The organism is Paenibacillus paridis (genome assembly GCF_006345825.1).
GTDB classification, from domain to species: domain Bacteria; phylum Bacillota; class Bacilli; order Paenibacillales; family Paenibacillaceae; genus Pristimantibacillus; species Pristimantibacillus paridis.
The window spans coordinates 53039-73797 of sequence record NZ_VCIX01000089.1; the positions used below are offsets into that span (position 1 = coordinate 53039).

13 protein-coding genes are annotated in these 20759 nt (G+C 50.0%); 8 read left to right on the forward strand and 5 right to left on the reverse strand.

Annotation, left to right across the window (positions count from 1 at the left end; genetic code table 11):
* Positions 1-233 precede the first annotated feature (233 nt).
* Positions 234-1262, forward strand: coding sequence for an aminoglycoside phosphotransferase family protein (locus tag FJQ58_RS18755; RefSeq protein WP_139996175.1), 1029 nt, complete (start codon positions 234-236; stop codon positions 1260-1262).
* An 824-nt stretch (positions 1263-2086) separates the two neighbouring features.
* Here the strand turns inward: FJQ58_RS18755 and FJQ58_RS18760 are convergent.
* Both FJQ58_RS18760 and FJQ58_RS18765 read right to left on the reverse strand, forming a co-directional pair.
* On the reverse strand, positions 2087-2605 hold the full coding sequence (locus tag FJQ58_RS18760) for a DUF3231 family protein (protein WP_139996177.1): 519 nt from the start codon (positions 2603-2605) through the stop codon (positions 2087-2089).
* Between the two features lie 168 nt (positions 2606-2773).
* The gene (locus FJQ58_RS18765) at positions 2774-3022 is read right to left on the reverse strand and encodes a WGxxGxxG family protein (RefSeq protein ID WP_162341578.1); all 249 of its coding nucleotides are present in this window, start codon (positions 3020-3022) and stop codon (positions 2774-2776) included.
* 435 nt (positions 3023-3457) lie between these two features.
* Here FJQ58_RS18765 and FJQ58_RS18770 point away from each other — a divergent pair, with 435 nt between their 5' ends.
* On the forward strand, positions 3458-3787 hold the full coding sequence (locus FJQ58_RS18770; RefSeq protein WP_162341580.1) for a GNAT family N-acetyltransferase: 330 nt from the start codon (positions 3458-3460) through the stop codon (positions 3785-3787).
* Between the two features lie 443 nt (positions 3788-4230).
* Here the strand turns inward: FJQ58_RS18770 and FJQ58_RS18780 are convergent, their stop codons facing one another.
* Positions 4231-5094: an AraC family transcriptional regulator gene (locus tag FJQ58_RS18780; RefSeq protein WP_139996181.1), complete on the reverse strand. Its 864-nt coding sequence runs from the start codon at positions 5092-5094 to the stop codon at positions 4231-4233.
* A gap of 139 nt (positions 5095-5233) precedes the next feature.
* Between FJQ58_RS18780 and FJQ58_RS18785 the strand changes: the two genes are divergently transcribed.
* Positions 5234-6058, forward strand: a complete 825-nt coding sequence (locus FJQ58_RS18785) for a phytanoyl-CoA dioxygenase family protein (protein WP_139996183.1) — start codon at positions 5234-5236, stop codon at positions 6056-6058.
* Between the two features lie 1064 nt (positions 6059-7122).
* Positions 7123-9486: an FAD-dependent oxidoreductase gene (locus FJQ58_RS18790; RefSeq protein ID WP_238404165.1), complete on the forward strand. Its 2364-nt coding sequence runs from the start codon at positions 7123-7125 to the stop codon at positions 9484-9486.
* Positions 9487-9550: 64 nt separating this feature from the next.
* Here FJQ58_RS18790 and FJQ58_RS18795 read toward each other — a convergent pair whose 3' ends face one another.
* Positions 9551-11125 carry a helix-turn-helix domain-containing protein gene (locus FJQ58_RS18795; protein ID WP_162341584.1) on the reverse strand — a complete coding sequence of 525 codons (1575 nt, stop codon included), beginning with the start codon at positions 11123-11125 and terminating at the stop codon, positions 9551-9553.
* A complete protein-coding gene (locus tag FJQ58_RS18800; RefSeq protein ID WP_139996187.1) occupies positions 11100-12860 on the reverse strand; it encodes a cache domain-containing sensor histidine kinase in 1761 nt (586 codons plus the stop codon). The genes FJQ58_RS18795 and FJQ58_RS18800 overlap by 26 nt, the downstream gene beginning before the upstream one ends.
* 248 nt (positions 12861-13108) lie before the next feature.
* Here FJQ58_RS18800 and FJQ58_RS18805 point away from each other — a divergent pair, with 248 nt between their 5' ends.
* From FJQ58_RS18805 to FJQ58_RS18820, 4 genes are all read left to right on the forward strand, one after another.
* Positions 13109-14071, forward strand: a complete 963-nt coding sequence (locus tag FJQ58_RS18805) for an ABC transporter permease (RefSeq protein WP_238404167.1) — start codon at positions 13109-13111, stop codon at positions 14069-14071.
* Between the two features lie 24 nt (positions 14072-14095).
* Positions 14096-14986 carry a carbohydrate ABC transporter permease gene (locus FJQ58_RS18810; protein ID WP_139996189.1) on the forward strand — a complete coding sequence of 297 codons (891 nt, stop codon included), beginning with the start codon at positions 14096-14098 and terminating at the stop codon, positions 14984-14986.
* 87 nt (positions 14987-15073) lie between these two features.
* Complete coding sequence (locus tag FJQ58_RS18815; protein ID WP_139996191.1) at positions 15074-16717, forward strand: type 2 periplasmic-binding domain-containing protein; 1644 nt, start codon at positions 15074-15076, stop codon at positions 16715-16717.
* Between the two features lie 36 nt (positions 16718-16753).
* A complete protein-coding gene (locus FJQ58_RS18820; RefSeq protein ID WP_162341586.1) occupies positions 16754-20467 on the forward strand; it encodes a fibronectin type III domain-containing protein in 3714 nt (1237 codons plus the stop codon).
* The last annotated feature ends 292 nt before the right edge of the window (positions 20468-20759 follow it).

Below are 20759 nucleotides of genomic sequence, written 5' to 3' on the forward strand. Positions count from 1 at the left end.
TCATCGTTGAACTAACGGGCAAAATAGTTATAACTAAAGTCTCCCCCAAAATTAGGAATTACATTTGATATAATCATCCAAGCAGCTGGTTTAAAGGCTTCCGTCTTCTCAATAGATGGGTCTATGCCACGCAGTATGGTAGCGAGTATATCCAGTATAATACGAACTACCTCATCGACAAGAGAACTCGAAACAAAACTCTCGCCATGTGGAGTAAGAAAACGGAGGAATAAATGAATATTGAACTTGAAAAGCTGCTTTACGTTTTAAACCAACGCTTCAAGACGGATATCATCTCTGCCGACTGCCAAACGATGCCGTTACAGGGCGGAACTGTAGGGAAAGTGTACCTGGTAACGGGGATTGCCGAAAGAGTGGATGGCAACAAATTACCGTACCGTATAGTGCTCAAAATCCAGCATAAATGGGAGCGTTACGGTGACCCGGGCTCATGGCGTCGGGAATATGATCTCTATTCGTCTGACTTGGGATCGACGTTCTCGCAATCCCTCCGCTGGCCGACATGTTATCTCGCTGAACTCAATGCCGAAGAAAATGAATACCAGCTGTGGCTGGAATATATCGATGGCGTAACCGGCTTAGACTTGACCGGTGACATGTATGAAAAGGCCGCGCTGGAGTTAGGCCGCTTTCAGGGCAAGTTGTATGCGGAACAGCCCGCCGTACTGCAGAAGCTGACCAATCTGAGCCATGCGGATCTCATGAAAAATACGTACCTGCATTATCGGTCATGGCCGGTCGTCTACGATTATATACGTTCAGAGGATTGCGAATTCCCGTTGCACGTGCGGCAAATGCTCATCGACATCGATGAGCATGCAGACGAGATATTCGCTCGTATCGAAAAATTGCCTCTCGTGCTATGCCACCGAGACTTCTGGGTAGCCAACCTGATCTACGCTGAAGGGAGTATCGCGCTCATCGACTGGGATACCAGCGGATGGGGCTACCTGGGTGAGGATCTCGCAAGCCTGATCGCCGATGAACCGGATATCGATCACATGGTCGAATACTACCAGCGATGCGTCCCTGCGTATTACAAAGGTTTTTCGGAGTATGCACCTGTAACCCGAATTGCCGATCATTGTGTCTATGAAATAATTCTTCTCGTATTCGGGTACAAGCTTGTAGAGGGGTATCTCCACACAGAGGCTGATGACGAGAAGACGAAGCATTTCCATACTCTCCAAAAAATCTATGAAATGAAGACAAACCCTGGTTGGTCACATCTGGTTACATAGCCTGAACTAAGGGAGACTATAGCGAAACATTCAACAGGCCGCGGCTGCTGGCATAGAACGGTAGCCGCGTTGAGCTAACGGGTAGGATAACGGAAAACATTTGAAAAATAGAAAAGATGGTGTATTCAACTATCCAAAAACGATATTCATTAAAAAACAGAAGCATTCCTTTCTTGGACATGCTGGCAAGCACTTTCCTTTGCGTACGCGCTTTGGTTAATAGCGATTAAATATGCTAATACTGCAGATACCGGTGTCTTTCTAATTGGTAAAGGGGAAGTGTGACAGCACTTCCTCTTATTTCTCCAAGAAGACTACATAACATGGTACAAATGGGGGGATTTAGTATCTTATGATGTCGTTTGTTTGAGAGAACACAAAACCACCCCCTGAAAGAGAGTGAAACTGGTGATAACACCTGAACCGATAGAGTTGCAATACATAAAGCGACTAAGTGACGAAGAGAATACTCTAATCGAAGCGCTACGAACAATCCATATGCCTCCTGCTGCTGCTTTGCTGCTGGTTAGAAACGAACTAAAAGGACCGTTGGAAAACGGGACGATGGCAGAGATCCTGGACGGGTTCTTGGCGAGGCATACAGAAGGAGAAGACAGGTGACAAGAATATATGCGCTTAAGAAGCCTTAGATGGAGTACAAAGTCGCAATCTACATACTAAAAGAAACGCCTCTCTAGGGAGGCGTTTCTTATTTCCAGGTCTAATTGTCTTTCGGCAATCGTTATTATTCAACGGGCAGGCTAGTTTAACAATTTTTTTTTATCAAAAAAATCCCACCCTATGGGCAGAATTTTTAATTAAAATTAAGCATTCACTGTCTCAGGTCTCTTTATTTGCAGTGGAGGAGGAATGAGCCAGCCTTTTTCTTTACTCATCTCGAGTATTTTAACGCCTAATGTTGTTTTAGTGATATGGTACTTAGCAAATAAAGCGCCAATATCTTCCCTTATTGATTGCCCCATAACTTGACTACAGGCAACAAGTCCCAACGAAACATCAGATGCAATTTTAGCAGCTATTTCAGGATCAGTAAATCGAGCTCCAATTGGAATGTCTTCAAGTTTTACTAATGGTCTATCAGGCATCATAGGGGCTGAAGCAATACCGTTTTCCATAAGCAAAGTATCTAATTCTTTAATTTCAAGCTTTGCTTGATCAATTAATGATTCTAATGATTTCTTGAGATCCTTATCACCGGAATGATTCAAGTATGCTTGATAACAAGAAATGGCACCTTTTGCAACAGTTGATGCTTGCCACACACTGAAGATTTCTCCATAGTGCATAGGTTCATCTTTTGGATTACCACTTAAAATTCCCAATTAATTATTCTCCTTTTTCAGATCAATTTTGACTTATTTAATGTGTCCCAGAACACGAATTTAATGCATGGAAAAACTAAAATACTTTGCGAATAGAGATCAGAATATAAAGTTGTATACATGGCAAATACCCCCGTATGAACTGGGGGTATTTATACTATTTAAGTATTAAGCACGTTCGCGCTCACGATCATGAGCACGTTTTCTAGCACCAGCTAAACCAAGGAGCCCTAAAAGTCCAAGCCAACCCCAATCGAAACCATCATCATCTGTTGTTGCATTGGTTCTGTAGTTGTTTGCGTTCATCGTTGTTCCGTTGTTGGATCGATCCATGTTGTCAGCAGATGCCGGTATAGCAGAGTACATCATTAAACATCCGAGGAATCCAATTATTAATATTACTTTCTTCATTCTCATTTACATGCTCCAATCGCTTTTAGAATTTCAAACAACTATATTTTTTGTTGCAAAACACATATTTATACTCAAATATTCGAACCATTATTTCAAGTTTTTGGGTTACAATTATTGTCATCATTAAACTCCCTCACAGGAGAAGAGCAGTATATGAAGGCAATGCTAAACATAACGGAAAGTACGGGGACAAGAACAAGCCAACTGAACATTAAGCTCCCTCGCTACGATGCAGTTTTCTCACGAATGCTCGTTTATTCGCAGGATTTCATCAGAAGATAAATCGTAGACCGTCTAAATGGACATCCGGCGAGCATGCGGGAACAGAAGGGGCGAGTTTTCGCTCCTTTTTAATTGATCTGCTGCACGCTGCTCCACTATAAGATTACAAAAGAGTTTGAAAGCGAATGTATCTAATTAAGCGTGAGCAGCCAACAGTTGGAATTGGTTGCATGTAATGCAGATTCACTTTTACATGCAACAAATGAACTTACATCTGTTCCATACGGCATTTTTTCTGAAGGAATGATGGTCGGGTTTATACTTTTTGATAATGAAATATATAAAGACGGTTATTATTGGATTCTGAGATTTATGATTGACGAGAGATTTCAGGGAAAGGGATATGGAAAATTAGCGATTGGAGAAGTAATTAAGATGCTCAGTGCCAGAGTGGTCTGTAAACAAATCAGGGTATCACATATTCCACATAATATAGCCGCAAATAAACTCTATAAGGATTTGGGTTCGCAGAAACTGGAGAGTTAGAAGGAAACGGGGATATTGTTTTGGCTTATTTTATGTGAGGTTTTTGTTCCGCTAACGGAGAACTATAGCTTCATAATCAAAAGGACGAGGCTGTCGGTATAGATCAGCAGCCTCGTTGAGCGTTCGGAGACCCAAGATATGATTTATCTTTAGCAATACGTCCGAAGCCCAATGCTATTGTAACTAATTCGGAAATTAATACTTTCTTTGAAGGATACGGAGAAAAAACATTAAATGAAAGAGAATACAAATATTTTGAAGACGGACTATATGCATTTTTCTAATAACGGGATTCAACTAACGAGGAACTATAGCTCAACAAGACATTACGGCAGCCAGCTAGACATTGGCTGCCTATTCGTTCAACTAACGGAAAGTTTAGCGTAACAAATGACCTCGTTAGATTTTGTGTAATATTTTTTGGAGTACTTATTAAACTGAAATCATCTTCGCCACTGCGAAGGTGACAGACCCATATACTTTTTAAATACAGTGGCAAAATGCTGACTAGTCTTATAACCTAAATCCATTGCAACTGTTGTGACGCTAATTTCTTTCTGAAGGAGTATTTGACAGGCAAGTTCAATTCGTAGCCGATCAATATAATTAGCAGGTGACTGACCATACATAAGGTGAAACAATCGATAGAAATGGGATTCACTTACGCCGATTTGATTAGCTAAATCTTTATTAGTCCATCTCTTTTCTGGCGCTGCCTGAACGGTTTCGATCAAAGTAAACATAGCCTTTTGGAGATCAAATGAGATTTGACGGTTAGAGGATGGGTTCAGCATTTGCAAAATGATATCGAGTACATAATGACGAATTCGGCAGGAGGAGAGCGGATCGTAATGTTCAATGATGTCTCTTAGCTTGGTGAAAATTTCACGAACACGGATATCCACAGGTATGATTCTCGGTAACTTTTGTAGTTGGTTATGAATCTCCATACGCTCTTCATCGGGTAAGTTTAGCCAACCGACATGCTCTGAGGGATCTAATAGTATCAACCACCAAATTCTGCAGGGTTCGATGAAATTAAGACGTGCACGATGCCATTCTCCAGGTCGGGTGTGAAAGATCTGTCCAGTGTGGGAAGTAATTAATTGACCGTCTACCTCCCATGTGACTTTTCCGCTATCCACGAATACATACTCGTACGATTGTTCATGCTTGTGAATAACGAGGGGAGAGGCTTCTTGAAAGCGGTCATATCCCAGCATTATTAATTCAGGCAAATGGGCAAGCTGATTTGACTCTGAAAACTCATACACCCATCGTGATGTTTCCGTATGCATTTTTACCATAGTCACGATCCTTTTTGTTTCTAATGATCTCTTATGTTTCTAATCCTATTTGATAGGCTTAGGGAAGTCAATGCTCATCATGTGGTCTACAATAAAAGAAGTAAGCCACTTTGACTAAGAAAAGATGAGGTGTTCCATCATGGGAGTTATTCCTTATACCATTACGGCAGCTGATAAAGAGAAATTTGATCAAGACGGTTATTGGATCAGCCCAAAATTACTGGATGACGAGACAATTGATCAACTTCGCGGAGCGCATGAGCGCATATGGAAGAAAGATTATGATGGGGCAGGGATACCATTGCATGTTTTCAAACTTTCGGAGAATCCGCATGCTCTTCGGAAATTCGATAATGGCTGGTGGATTAACGATGAAGTTCGGAGTGTTGTTACTGATCCGAATTTAGGAGAAATGGCTGCGAAGCTGCTGAACGAGGACGAGATTCGTCTATGGCATGATCAAGTGATCTACAAGCCAGGTACTTCAGGGGAAGAAACAACAGCTGGAAATGTTGGATGGCATCAAGATTACGCCTATTGGCGATCAAGCAGCACAACGAATATGGTGACTGTTTGGATTGCATTGCAGGATACAAATCTGAATAATGGCGGCATGATGACGATCTTGGGTTCACATAAGTGGGGCGCAGTGGAGGGAAGTGATACATTCTTCGATCAGGATATGGTAAAGCTGAAGCAACGTTTTGCAACGCGTGATTGGATTGAGGAGCCTTGTATACTAAAAGCTGGACAAGCGAGCTTCCACCATGCGCTAACCTTCCATGGATCGTCAACAAATTTTACAGATCAGCCTCGGTTATCGGTTGTTGCTCATCTTATGCCTGGAGATACCTTTTACAAAGAGGGCAGAGTACGGCATGATAATGTTCGATTGCTCGGGCCGCGTCCGCAATTTGGACAGAAGTTCGATAATGAGTTTTTCCCGTTACTGTATTCCAAATAAGCAATAGACAGTGAGTGTGTAAAGTTTCTGAATGATTTTCAAAGTATACAAACTTTACTAACAAATAACTCGTTTAGGTAACGGGACACTATAGCTTAACAATCAACAAGTCGAGGCTGCCGGTATGTAACGGCAGCCTCGTTGAGCTAACGGCAAGATTTGTTCAACAAAATAGGAGGTGTTGTATATGAAGCATCTGAAATTCTTCCTTTTGTTCTTTGTCATTGTTTCCGTGTTCTCATCAAATATAGAAGGTGCGTTAGCCAGTACCTACCCAAGTTCCGTTGCTTGGAACAATCTCCTATATGGTCTTTCACCGAGGAAGTCGATTACAAAGATATTGGCAATGAGATTGGAAAGATTGAACGCCAAAGAACTCCGATGCCAAAGAAGAACGGCGAGTCAAATGATAGTATACCAGTAGGAAGTGTGTTGTTTGAAATTAAAGGGGCAGCCACTCAAAATGTAATAGCAGTTAAGGTAAACGATAAGTTCTTCAAGGCATCTAAATTTGGATCGATTCAAGTTACAACAGACCAGTCCAATAAACAAACATGGATAGTTACACTATCATTTATTTGTTTCTTGGTCCTTTAAACAATGATAATTGTATGGAGAAGAAGACGTATGGGGTAGTTCATTCCGCTAACGGGTAACAATAGTTCAATGATTGAAGCAGCGATGCGGATCTCAAAAAGCCCCATTCAGGGGCTTTTTGTCTTTTCCAATACATAGACTTGGTTGTTTTTGGGTTCCAAAGCTTGAGCTTTTAAGAGATGAGTTATAAGCCGAGCATCAATATATCTGGCCTTAATCCGGAAGCAATCTGCAGGAGGTGGCAACTGCCGCCGGCGTTAGATTTTTTCACTCGCTTCGACCTGCATTATTGCCGCCGGTGCTGGGAGCAGTCCTATTTGATTTGGCCATCCAAAATCAAGGTATCAAATCAAAAATAGAGCTATTTTGTCGATGGCAGTTCCGCGTTATAGTGAGGTGGCATCAGAAGAAAACGCTGTCAAAAGGGTTTGTTATCAGGATAATGACGGCGCAAGGGGGCAGAGGAATTGGTAGAGGGAGCGAATGCGGAAAGACGGAAGCAGATGGAACGCGTCATAAGGAAGGCACATGAAGGTCGGCCTCCCGGCACTATTCGCCAGGAGAGATACGACGTCGTCGTTTGCGGCGGCGGCTTGGCCGGGTTTTGCGCGGCGGTGGCCTCGGCAAGACATGGGGCAAGAACGTGTCTTGTTCAAGATCGACCCGTCTTCGGTGGCAACAGCTCATCCGAGGTCAGAGTGACGCCGCACGGGGCGGCCGCGTTCCACGTGTACGCGCGGGAGACAGGCATTATCTCGGAGCTTCTGATCGAAGAACGTGCCCATAATCACGAGGTCATCTTCGAGAACGGATGGACGAACAGCGTATGGGACATGACGATGTACGATCTGGCCATGCGCACGCCAAATCTGACTTTTCATTTGAATACGTCCATCGTTGACATTCGCAAAAGTGCGGAGCGCCGCATCGAAGCGGTCATCGGGCTTGTGGCGAACGCGGAGACGAGGTTGGAACTCTCCGGCGATATCTTTATCGATTGCACGGGCGACGGGCTCGTTGCGGATCTTGCCGGCTGCGAATGGCATATGGGTTCGGAAGGACGCGAGGAGTATGACGAACCGCATGCGCCGCTTCAGGCGAGCGGCGACGTGATGGGCTCGTCGCTGTTGTTCAAGACGATGGATACGGGCGCTCCGGCTCCGTTCGAGGCGCCGGAATGGGCGGCGAAGCTGGATAACCCGGACTTCTTCTACAAGCAAGGCCGCAGGCCTAACGATATGAGGGGCGGATACTGGTGGATCGAGATCGGTGTGCCTTGGCATACGATACACGAGAACGAGGACATTCGGCATCAATTGACGCGGTACGTGCTGGGCGTCTGGGATTGGATCAAGAACAAGGATCCGCAGACGAAGGAGCTTGCTGCGAACCACGCTATCGATTGGATCGGGCAGGTGCCAGGCAAGCGGGAGAGTCGGAGAATTCAAGGCCTTTATCTAATGACGGAGCACGATCCGCAGAACAAAACCGTATTCGAAGACGAGATCGCCTACGGCGGTTGGTTCCTGGACTTGCACACTCCGGGGGGGCTGCTGGCGCCGACTAGCGAGCATGCGAGCTCGGAAGGCTATGACGAGACGAGCGCGTACATGGTCAAGAGCTATTGCGGTCCTTACGGTATCCCGCTCCGTTCGACCATTGCCAGGGACGTCGACAATTTGATGATGGCCGGTCGCAACATCAGCGTTACGCATGCCGCACTCGGAACGGTGCGGGTCATGGGGACGACCGCGCTCATCGGACAGGCCGTCGGTACCTCGGCCGCCATCGCACTTAAGCGCGGCATCGCGGTCCAGGACCTTCCGACCGAAACGGTTCGGGACGTGCAGCAGATATTGCTCCGCGACGGCTGCTTCCTGCCGAACTCGGTGAACGAGGATGAGCGTGACCTGGCCCGTACGGCTCGGCTCTCCGCGAGCAGCGAGGCGGCTGTCGTTGGAATAAACCCGGAGACGGATACCGCACGGCGGGATCCGGCGAGCGAGTGTTTGCGCCAACGCAAGGGCCAATGGCTTGCGATCGCCGAAGAGGCGCTGGATCGCATATCGGTCTGCTTGTCCAATCTGTCGGACGAAGAGCAAACGGTGGATGCTTGTATCGTACCCGTCGATCACATCTGGGATTATCGGACGGAGCTTCAACCGCTCGCCGCAGTCAAGCTCAAGGTCAAGCCCGGCGCCGCCTTCGAATGGATCGATTGGGACGTTCGTCTGACTTCGGCATCGGGCCTCAAGCCGGGCAGCTACGTTCGACTCGATCTGCTCTCGAATCCGAACGTTAATTGGCATGTTGCGTCGGGCGTCGTGCCTGCGCATACTTGCGCGTACGAAATGGGCGGAGGGAAGATGCGCAGGGATTGGAACGGACCGACGAGGAGCTTCCGCATTGAGCCGCCGCAGCATTGCTTCGGTCCAGAGCAAGCGGTAAGCGGCGTGGCGCGCCCTCATCACTACACGAATCTGTGGCGTTCGGATCCGGCACAGTCGCTGTCGCAATGGCTTGAGTTAACGTGGGAGAAGACGCAGTCGATCGGCTGCGTGGAGCTGTCGTTCCCCGGTCATCTGCTGTGGGAGTACCGCGGGTACGCGCCGTTCTACCGAGACCCGCAATGTCCGAAGGACTATCGGATCGAAGCATGGGCGGACGGGGGCTGGACGGAAGTTGCAGCCGTTCGGGGCAACTACCAACGGCATTGCCGGCATAAGCTGGAGCGGCCGATCGAGACAGCCAAGTTGCGCGTCGTGGTCGAGGCAACCAACGGCGACCCTTCCGCCGCCATTTACGAGATTCGCTGCTATCAAGACGAATGACGATTGACGAGTATAACGTTGCAAGCTCCGATTCGGCTAGTGCTGATCGGGGCTTGTTTGACGTTTATCTGGATCGGCGATACTCCTTCGGGGAGATGCCGAAGTAATTTTTGAACGCGCGAGAGAAGTGATACAGGTTGCCGTAGCCGACCTTCTCGGACACTTCGTTAATGCGCAAGGTAGGATCCTGCAGCAGCTTGCTGGCTACTTCCATCCGTACCTTGATTAAATAGGCGGTAAAGGTCAGCCCGGTCCGCTCCTTGAACAGCTTGCTGAAGTAAGAGTAGTTCATGGACACCCGGTTCGCCACCTCCGCGAGCTGCACTTCGCGGTTAAAGTTCTCCCTGACGAATGCTTCCGCGAACGAAATGACGGTCTCCGCCGGCTCGGCATTCTCGCTTGCGGAACGCTTCGCAGTGTCCGTGTACGCCACTAAATACCGGCGAAGGTCGCCTAGCGTATGAAAGGAGGCAAGCGCGCGGATTTGCTCGCGCTCTTCAAACGGCAGACGTCCGTCGAGGCGTCTCCGGATTTCCGTTAGCAGCAGCTGGTAAACCGCCTTGAGCCGGTCGAGGGACTCGCTTCCGATCAGGCTGTCGGGCAGCCAACGGTCAATCCATTGTGAGATCCTCTCCAATTGCAACGTTTCGACGGCGTGGCGAAGCTCCTCGATATCCTTGCGGGCAGGCAACTGCCCATCCGTTCCGCCGGGCCGATTGTCCGAATTCGACGACAGCACTTCGCAAGGCTCTCGCAGAATACGGTACGCCATGGCAAGCTTAGCTTGCTTATACTGCTTCGGCAGGTCGGCGGGCCGACACGGCTCGCTTAACGATGCGACTGCATGCTCTGCGCCGGCCTCCTTTAATCCCTTTACCGTCTCCCTAATCATGGAAGATACAGCGTCAAACGAGACGTCATCCGTGAAGTTGATAACCGCACAGACGCTCCCGTCCCCGTCGTGGAACGCCAACAGCCGCAATTCCTCCGGAAGCCCGACTTCGCGGGCATTCCGCTCCAAGAGCGATTGTGCTAACTCCAGATCTCCGGAGTGATAAGGATCGCCGCTAATATGGAACAAGGCAACGGCAGCCGAACTGTGGATCAAATAAGAGTCCGTTAGCTCAAAATCGGGAGAGCTGACCGCATCACCGTTGCCTCGAGGATGAATAGCCCCGTTTAGAAACGCGTTCAATCGCGAGGCGAGCATCATCCGTTCGGCCTTGCGGCTTCGTTCCGCTTGTGCGGCCTTCTTGTCGTCCTCCGCGATAGCTGCGATCGCAGTCCGGATCTGCTTAGCTAATTCGGCAGACCCCGCTGGCTTCAACAGATAGTCGAGAGCGCCGTATTTAAAGGCCTCGCGGACGTAAGCGTAATCGTCGTAGCCGCTGAGCAGGATGAATTTGGACGACGGCAAATCAGCCGAGAGCCGACGGATCACTTGAATGCCGTCGATATCGGGCATGCGCATGTCCGTAATGACGATATGCGGCTTCAAATCGGCGGCAGCTTGCAGCCCCTCCTCTCCGCCGCAGGCGACATGAATCTGCGAGATCTCGGCAAGCCCCGCGCGCTCGAGCTTCGCTTTGACGCCGTCGCCGATCAGTTGCTCGTCATCGATAATGAGCACGTTGTACATGGCTGTCTTCCTCTCCTGCATCGTAGGGGATGGTGATGATCGTCTCCGCATATTGGCCTTCTACGCTGATAAGCCGAATCGAGTATTCCTCGCCATAGAACAGCTTTAGTCGTTCGTTGATGTTGCTGAGCCCGATGCTTTCCCTTGTTTGATCGTTAGCTGGCGTATATTCGGTTTTCCTGAACCGCTGGTTAAGGTAAGCAAGGCGTGCCGGTTCGACTCCCGGGCCGTTGTCCCGGATCGAAAGCAGGACGGTGTCGTCGGACTGAAATGAAGCGACGAGGCTGATGCGCAGTAATCCCTTCGCCGGGAATCCGTGCCGGATGCTGTTCTCTACGACCGGCTGCAGAAGGAAGCGAATCACGCGTAACGGAAGGAGCCGCTCCGGCACCTGAACGCTTAGTTCAATTTCGCTGCCATATTTGATTTTCTGCAGGTTCATGTATTGCTCCAGATAGCGAATCTCGGACTCCAGCGTCGCGAACTTCGATTGTCCGTCCATATTGTAACGCATCATTTTGCCGAAATCGGCCATCGCATCGGACTCTTCGAACTGACCGGCCAGCTCCATCCTCGCGCTGAACATATCGAGAGTATTGTAAATGAAATGGGGATTGATCTGAGCTTGCAGTGCGGCGAGCTGAGCGTCCTTCTGCATCGTCTCTTTGCGAATCATGTCCTTCATCAGCATCGTTACCTTGTTCAATAGAAGATTGAACTTCTCGGTAATAACCCCGAATTCGTCCCGCCGGTCGATCGGAATAGGCTTGAAGCCGGCTTCGATCGCCTGATCCATCTGGCGGATGCTTGTTCTCATTTTGCGTAGCACCATCTTAAGCACGGAATAGAATGAGAACAGCAGAACGACCATTGTCGCGATGAAGACGAGGTTGCTTGCTGCTTGCAAGGAATTCGCTGTGCGCGGCTGTGAGACGGTCATCAGCATGGACAAGCCGACGCCCTTCAGCTTCTCTCCGATATACAACTTACCGTCGCGTATGGAATAGTCGCCAGAAGACAGCGTTTGCAGGAGTAGGGAAGAGAGAGGGTTCTCGCTTTCTTCCGGGTATAGAATATGGCCTTGTTCGTCCGCGATGACGATGTCTTGACCGCTCTCCGACGGTCCTTGGGCGGTCGCCAGCAAATCGCTTGGTCGAACTTCGACGAGCGTGAAGCCGAGATCATTGCCTTCCAAGGAGATCATCTTCTGCACGAAGCCGAAGGTTTGGCCGCTCACCGTGTTATCGCGGACGATCCAAGCCGATTTCGAGCCGGAATGGACGAACGAATCGTACCAAGGCTCCCGTTTGGCTTTGGACGAATGGTAGAAGGCGCCGAAGCCCTCGGGGATCGTCTCGTTGTTCATGAAGACGGATATCTTCTCGGTATTGACCTTCTGGAACAGCATCGCATAGTTGATGAGCGGCGCCGCATAACTAAAGTAGGTATCCAGCGAATTGTTATCCTCTGAGAAGGTGCCCTCCAGAAATTCCTGCAAACGATAATTGAAAGTGATGGAATCGCTGACGCTCTCGATCAGATCAATCTTGTTCTCAATTGTGTGTTTCATCTGCTTCAGCGCCGTAGCGGAATTCGAGACCAATTGAGCGCGGACGAACTGCTGGGATTGATCGTAGGTATAGAGCCCGAGTACGCTAAAAGGAAGCAGAATCAACAGCACGAACGCGAGCATTACCTTGCTTTTGATGCTTATGGCGTTTAATTGGCGGCGCATCGTCGTACCTTCTCTCGATGGTTATGGGACCTACTTCACGTATTCGACAATTTACTAGTTAACCCTTCCCGTCGCCTGGATAATCCAAAATGAAGGTATCAAAACAAAAACCGAGCTATTTTTATAAGCGCTTTCAAGACTTATAGTTGGATTAGGCTTCCGGCGCTGAAGCAAATTCAAACAAAGAGAACGTTACTCGCTATCGCCATTCGAGAGGCGGTCCGGTAACGAACGGGGGTGGACGAGAAGTGGAAAGAACCTTAGAGGCGGGACACCGCGCTCCTGCTTCGGGAACGGAGGGGACCGGCCGACGCTCAAGATGGAAGAGCCAATTCGCGCTACAGAGCATGGTATGGCCTGGGCTGCTGTTCCTTATCGTATTTTCGTATGTGCCTATGTATGGTATTCTGATTGCCTTTAAAAATTTTGATTTGTTCTTAGGCGTCATGGACTCTCCATGGGCAGGATTTAGCCACTTTAGGGAGTTCCTCACGGACCCTAACTTTATGAACGTACTGCGCAATACACTGGCGATGAATTTGCTCGCGCTCTTTCTTGGGTTTCCCGCGCCGATCCTGTTTGCTCTGCTCTTAAACGAGTTGACGGGAGTACGCTTCAAGCGATTCGTGCAAACGGTTTCGTATTTGCCGCACTTCGTCTCCTGGGTGATCTTCGGCGGGTTGATCCTAACCGTGCTGTCGCCTTCGAATGGGATTCTCAATCTGCTAATCGTCAAGCTGCATATATCGGATGAGCCGATCAACTTCATGGGTAATCCGGACCTGTTCTGGATCATCATGGTCGGGGCGGAGATGCTGAAGGGTATCGGCTGGGGGGCAATCATCTATATCGCGGCGATTTCAGGCGTGGATCCAGAGCTTCACGAGGCGGCTACAATCGACGGAGCCAGCAGGCTCCAGCGCATGCGCTATGTTACGGTGCCCAGCATCATGGGGACGATTGTCATCATGCTCATTTTCGCTGTCAGCTCGATTCTCAATACCGGCTTCGAGCAGATTATGGTGATGCAGAATCCGCTGAATCTCGACGTTAGCGAGACGATCGATACTTACGTGTACAAGGTCGGACTTCAGCAGATGCGCTATTCCTACTCGACAGCTGTCGGTTTGGCCAAATCGCTTGTCGCGCTCGTCCTGCTGTTCGGGGCGAATTACGCATCACGCAAGCTTACCGATAACAGTCTGTTCTAAGGTAAGATGAAGGAGGAATTAAGAATGAATATCCGCTCCAAAGGAGATAAGTGGTTCGACGCATTTAATGTCATCATCATGACGGCCATCGTGGTGCTTACGATCGCCCCGTTTTGGTTCGCGCTGGTCGGCTCGTTTAACCAGGGACTTGACTATATGCGGGGAGGGGTCTATTTCTGGCCTCGCACGTTTACGCTATCCAATTATTTTTCGGTTTTTTCCGATCAAACGATTTTTCATGCCTACTTCGTTACGATATCTCGAACGATCGTCGGCACGGCGCTGCACGTGGCGTTCACCGCGCTCGTGGCTTACGGCATGTCGCGTAGAGCGCTGGCCGGCCGTAACGTTTATATGATCGTTATGATGTTCACGATGTTTTTCTACGGCGGCCTTGTCCCGACTTATTTGCTGTACAAGGATCTCGGCTTGCTTAACAACTTTCTGGTCTACATCATTCCTACGATGTTCAGCGTCTGGGATATGATTATCGTCATGTCGTTCTTCCGTTCGATACCCGAGCAGATCATTGAGTCCGCAAAGATCGACGGAGCCGGCGAATACCGCATTTTTCTGCAGCTCATCCTGCCGCTCACCAAGCCCGTCTTGGCGGCTATAGCTTTGTTCAACGGGGTGTATCACTGGAACGCGTATACCGACGCGATGCTGTTCACGACCAAGGAAGCGCTAGAGCCGGTTCAACTGTTCCTCATGCGCATCGTCACGGATTCGTCGGAAGCGTCGAAGTTCGGGGAGCAGGCTGCAAGCGTCATGCCGGAAGAAGCGAAGCAGATCAGCCCCGAGACGCTCAAGCTTGCCATGATGATGGCGACGACGGCGCCGATCCTGGTCATCTACCCGTTCCTGCAGAAGTATTTCGTCAAAGGCGTTCTCATCGGTTCCGTCAAAGGTTGATTTTCGCGTCAAGCAGGCACGTACGGGTCTGCTTGACGCGAATGAACAACATATAGCACTTACAAGACAAAGGGGAGGCAAAACGACATGCAATTCAGCAAAAAATGGATCGGCGCCACGCTGGCAGCCGTTCTGATGGGTGGACTTCTCGCGGGTTGTTCATCCGGCAACGAAAACGCGAGCAACGCGAAGTCCTCGGAATCGGCCGTTCCGTCTGGAACAGCGTCACCGGGTGAGAAGCAGGAGAACAAGTCTCCGATCAAGATCACTTGGTTCGTGGACCAGGATTACTACAAGAAGAATTGGGATCCGGAAAACAACCTGCTTGACAAAATGATTACCGACGACACCGGCATCTCAATCGACTTCACCTCTGGCAACTCCGACAAGCTTAGTGCCATCATCGCTTCCGGCGATATCCCCGACGTTATTACGCTCGATAAAGGATCACCGCAGCGCGGTGTGCTCGAGAAGTCGGGTCTCGTCTCGCCGCTAGACGAGCTGATTAAGCAGCACGATCCGGACTTCCAGGTTCCGAAGTCGATGCAGGACTGGTTTCGCAATCCGAATGGACACTTCTATGGCTTTGCAAGCTTCTTCTGGGCGAAGGAATCGTTCCAGCCGGGCGACCGCATTCGCAGCAACCAGGGATTATACGCGAGGCAGGATATCATGGATCAACTCGGCATTAAGGCGGAGGACTTCAATACGAAGGAGGGCCTGGTGTCCGCACTGCATAAGGTCAAGGAGTCAGGGACGAAATACAATGGCTTTACAGTAACGCCCGCGTATTTCGAGAGCTGGATTATCGGCAACTTCTTCGGCGCTCCTCGAGAGGATTCGCAAGGCAATCTGATCGATCGCGAACGCACGCCGGAGATGCTTGAAGCTTACAAGTTCCTGAATCGACTATACCGAGAAGGCTTGATGCCGGAAGACAGCCAGACACTCGACAAGAACCAGATCCAAGAGAAGGTCACGAACGGCGCTGTCTTCGCCTTTACGAATAGGACGATCGACTGGAGCGCGCTCTATCAGGCGGACCCGAAGGCCGTATTCGTTCACGTGGGACCGGTGACAGGCGACTCGGGCAGCAAACCGTATGTCGATCCCGTCAGTTCGTCGGGCTGGACGCTTTCGATGATCAACAGCAAGACAAAATACCCGGATCGCATCATCAAGCTGTTCGATTACTTGTCCACGGAGGAAATGAGCTTAAACGTAAATTACGGTCCGAAAGGCGCGGCATGGAATTACGACGAGAGCGGCAAAGTGAAGTTGACAGATGAGTTCAATACGCTGAATGCCGAAGATGCGAACAAAGCCAAGCTTAAATACGGCAACGGGACGCTGCAATGGTTGATCAATTGGTTGCCGATCCAGAGAACCACGCCAGCAACGAGCACGGAGGATGCGAGGATCAAGGAAGAGTCGACCATTTACTTCGCCGATTTCACATATGATATGCTTCCGTTCGAATCGATAACTCCGCTTGGCGGCACAGAGGAAGGCGGCATCAACGCGAAGATCGAGGAGCAACGCAAGAAGCAGCGGGCCAAGATGATCCTCGCCAAGTCGGAAGCTGATATCGAGAAGTTTTTTAATGAAGAGATCCAGAGAGAAGAGAAGCTTGGTTATCAGAAGCTGTACGACTACCAGAATAAACAGTTCCAAGAAGCGAAGAAGGCGCTTGGCATGACCTTCGCTTGGCCGGCGAATCAGAAGAAATAAGCCCTGGAGCAGAGACAAAATACGCGGATGCAATTCTTGGCGTCCGCGTATCCAATTGGAGCGAGAGAAACGACTGAATCGGAACAAAGGGGAACGATTACGTTGATTGCAAAGCCCAAACGGATAAGCCGCAAGTGTCTGATCGGATGGTTAGTGTTGATACTCACGATTCCGCTGTTTAACGTCGGCGCAACCGAGGCGAATGCGGCCGTGCCCGCCGGCTGGCAGCCGATAGACACGGAGCCGATGATTGCCGAGGGCAGCGCTTTGGATTTGTCGGCAATGAATGATGCGCCAGCGGGGAAGCACGGTTTTATCCAGATCGATTCCGACGGGGATTATGTCTTCGAGCAGCAGCCGCAGCGGAAAGTAAAGCTTTATGGGGGCAATTTATCCTGGAATATGTACTATGGCTCTCATGAGGATGCCGATCGTACCGCGGAGCGATTGGCACGACTAGGCTATAACGTCGTACGGCTTCATTCTTTGGATTCCATGGCAGATTGGGCGCCCGGCATCTTCCAGCCTAACTCTCCGACCCCGCAGTTGAATTCCGATAGGCTGGATCAGGTCGAATATCTCATTTCCAGGCTTAAGGCTCACGGTATCTATGTCGTGATCGATCTGTTCCAGTTGTATGACTTCAAGAACGTACCGGTTCTAGGCGAATATGCAGAGGGATATAATTCGGCCTATCTTCTGCCTACGCTGCCTGAAGCGATGGAAATGTGGAAGGAGATCGCGAGCGTGTGGCTCACCCATGTCAATCCTTATACGGGGATTGCCCTGAAGGACGATCCTGTGCTCGCGGGCGTCAGTCCCTGGAACGAGTCGCTTCTCCTCAATATGAGACTTAGCTCGATGAAAGCGAAGTTTCGCACTTTTCTAATGGAGGATTTCAACGACTTCCTGGCGGATACGTTCGGCGAAGCTCCCATCTCGTCGATCTCCGATCAATACTGGAATGAGAGCGGCACGATCAAGGATCGCCTAAGCGCCTACTACTCGAAGAAGACCATCACGGCATCGAACGAGATGCGCAATTATTTGAAGCAGGAGCTCGGGGTCGAAGTACCGGTCGGAGGATTGAACCACATTATTAGTCCAAACGTGAATTACTGGCGGAACCAAGCGTCGGACGTCTTCGAGACGCACTTGTATCACCAGTTTGTCGATAAACGGATTGACGAGAACGGTAAATACGGCTTTCAATTCAGACCTCTCAAATTCCCGCGTCTCAGCATGTCGTTCGATAGCGCGACGAACGCGAACTACCCGAAAGATTGGGCGAGCGATCGGTTGTTCGGGAACTATTATCCGGCTTTGTCTTTAAGGCAAGGGTACGAAACTCCTTTCTTGCTGACGGAATTCCAAGACACGTTCCCGGCCAAGGGGCGCGAGGAAGCCGGCATCTTCGTCGGCGCGACAGGCTCGTTCCAAGGCTGGGATATGCTAAATCGATATTCAATCGGCATGAACGTCGGCGACGCATACAGTAACGGAAGACTCGGAACACCGGAGTCGTTCTCGATTGCGAACGATCCGCTAGCGATTCTGCCCGAGGCGGAAGGGGCGCTGCTGTTTCGGACCGGCGCCGTGCAGACCAGTGAGCCGAAGTTCGCCCTCGTATGGGATAAGACGTGGGCTCGCGACAAAGGCGCTGCGTCCGAGGTCGAGGCGTATATCGCCAACATGATGTATATCCCGCATCTGTTCAACACAGCAACCGTGTATGCGGATAACCCGAGCGTACCCTTCGCGGTTTACCGGATCACACCGGAGCTGACCACACAGCAGATTGAGGCGGGTCAATTCCCCGCTGTGAACCGAATCGCGATCACGAGCGGCATGACGGATCGGCAAGTGGCCGAAGCGATGATCGACTCGCTCGACGCTTCCCCAACGAAGACGGCGATGCTTGACGCTCTGGATGAGAACAAGCTGCTGTCCGATACGAGAGAGCTTCTGTTCGACCTGAATCTGAACACCTATATGGTTCGGACGCCAACGGTCGTCGCGGCGGCCGGCACGATGGACAATCACGATCTTGAACTCGGTCCGGCAACCGTGACCGGCGATGTTTACAAGGGCACGTTCTTCGCTTCCTCCCTGGACGAAAAATCGTTGGAAGACAGCGACAGGCTGCTGCTTATTTATACGACGGACGTCGCAGCTACAGACGAAGAGACGGTACAGTTGTCCACGGGCGAAGTCAAATACTTTAAAGGCAAGCTGCCTACGCTAGCCAAGGAGCAAACCGCGCAATTTCGGTTATCGGTTGACCGTCCTGCGGGCGGATACAAGGCCTATAAGCTGTCGCTTAACGGCGTGAGGCTGGAAGAGATTCCCGTGACAGTCTCGGGAAGCGATCTTGTCGTTCAGCTTGATACGGACAAAGGTTTCGCCTTCGAGCTTATCTATGACCCGTTGTTCGCGGATACGTTCGAGAACGGGAACGCGAGCGGTTGGACTACGGTAAAAGGACAATGGAGCGTGGTCCAAGACGGGGAGACTACCGTTTATCGCTCCGCCGCAAAGGGCAAGACAGTGATCGATGCGACATACGGCAGCGACTACTCGGTGGAAGCCGACATCAAGTCGACGACCGCTAAGGGAGAAGTTGGCTTACTGGCAAGATACGCAGACAATGACCATTATTATGTTTTTAAGTACAATGCGCAAAAGGGTAAGGCTGTAATCAAGAAACGAGAGAGCGGGATGACCTCCGTTATTCAATCGGTGTCCGGGCTGACGACAATCGCAGCCGGCACACCCTATAAGCTGCGGTTCGAAACGGAAGGAACGTCGCTAATTGGATCGGTGAACGGCCAGACAATTATTACCGCCGTCGACTCTTCAATCGCCGAAGGAAAAGCGGGACTTGTGTCAAGCTCGAAGAAACCCGTTGCATTCGACAACGTTCTGGTCCAACATTACGATCGTTCGGCGCCTACGCCTCCCGCAAACTTAACCACTACAGTACTCTCTTCTTCAGAGATTAACTTAACCTGGCAGGAATCCACAGACGAAACGGACGTCGCGGGCTATAAGGTCTACCGGAACGGAACGGATATCGCCACCGTTAACGGCTCAGTCTATAACTACAAGGATATGGGACTGAATGCCGTGACGACGTATCATTACGCGGTTAAAGCGTATGATCCGGGAGGCCGGCTATCGGATCCCAGCATCGAAGCAATTGCGACGACATCGAACTTGCTATTCGAGGACAACTTTGAGGATGGAGTTGTGAGCGATTGGACGGTCGTCTCCAATTGGGGGAACTTCTCGGTCGTAACTGACGGTAATTCGAAAGTCTATTTGTCCGACAACGTGGATAAAGGCGGAACCAAGTCAGTGACGGGACTTAGCACATGGACGGATTATAGCATCGAGGCCAAGACGAAAGTGGACACCTGGCAAGGCCGCGTAGGTTTGGTTGCGAGATTCGTGGACTACAACAATTTTTACTACATGTATTACGCAAGCTATTACAAGAGAATGTTCCTCGTTAAGCTGCAGAACGGCGTGGAGACGACGTTGGCGACATCGCCCATTCTCTCGGATCCGACGACCGGTGTCTACCATACCTATCGGTTGGAAGTGAGAGGGAACTCGCTTAAAGCGTACTTGGACGGGCAATTACTTGCCAGCGCGACGGATTCCGCCTTCGGTACCGGCAAAGCGGGCGTATTCTCTCATCTGGAGAAAGCATATTTCGATGACGTAAAAATCCAGGCGATGTTGTAATCGGTCCTATTCGAGGTCAATTGCCGTTGCCTTGGCATTCAGGGGGGAGGCATAGCGTCCTGTTCGCTCTATGACTACGTGCATGGCCAGCACGGCATTGGTCTCGAGGAAGACGACGTCCATGTTCGCAGTTGGACGGTCGCTTGCGGCAGTTGGCTCAAATACAACGGCTTTTAAAATACTCATCCAAATCATATTTTGCCAAATAAATCAATAGTTATCAGAACGGCTAATCTACAGACCTCCTAAAGGGTGTAAGCGGATGACGAATAGAGAGTATGGGGAGGAAATA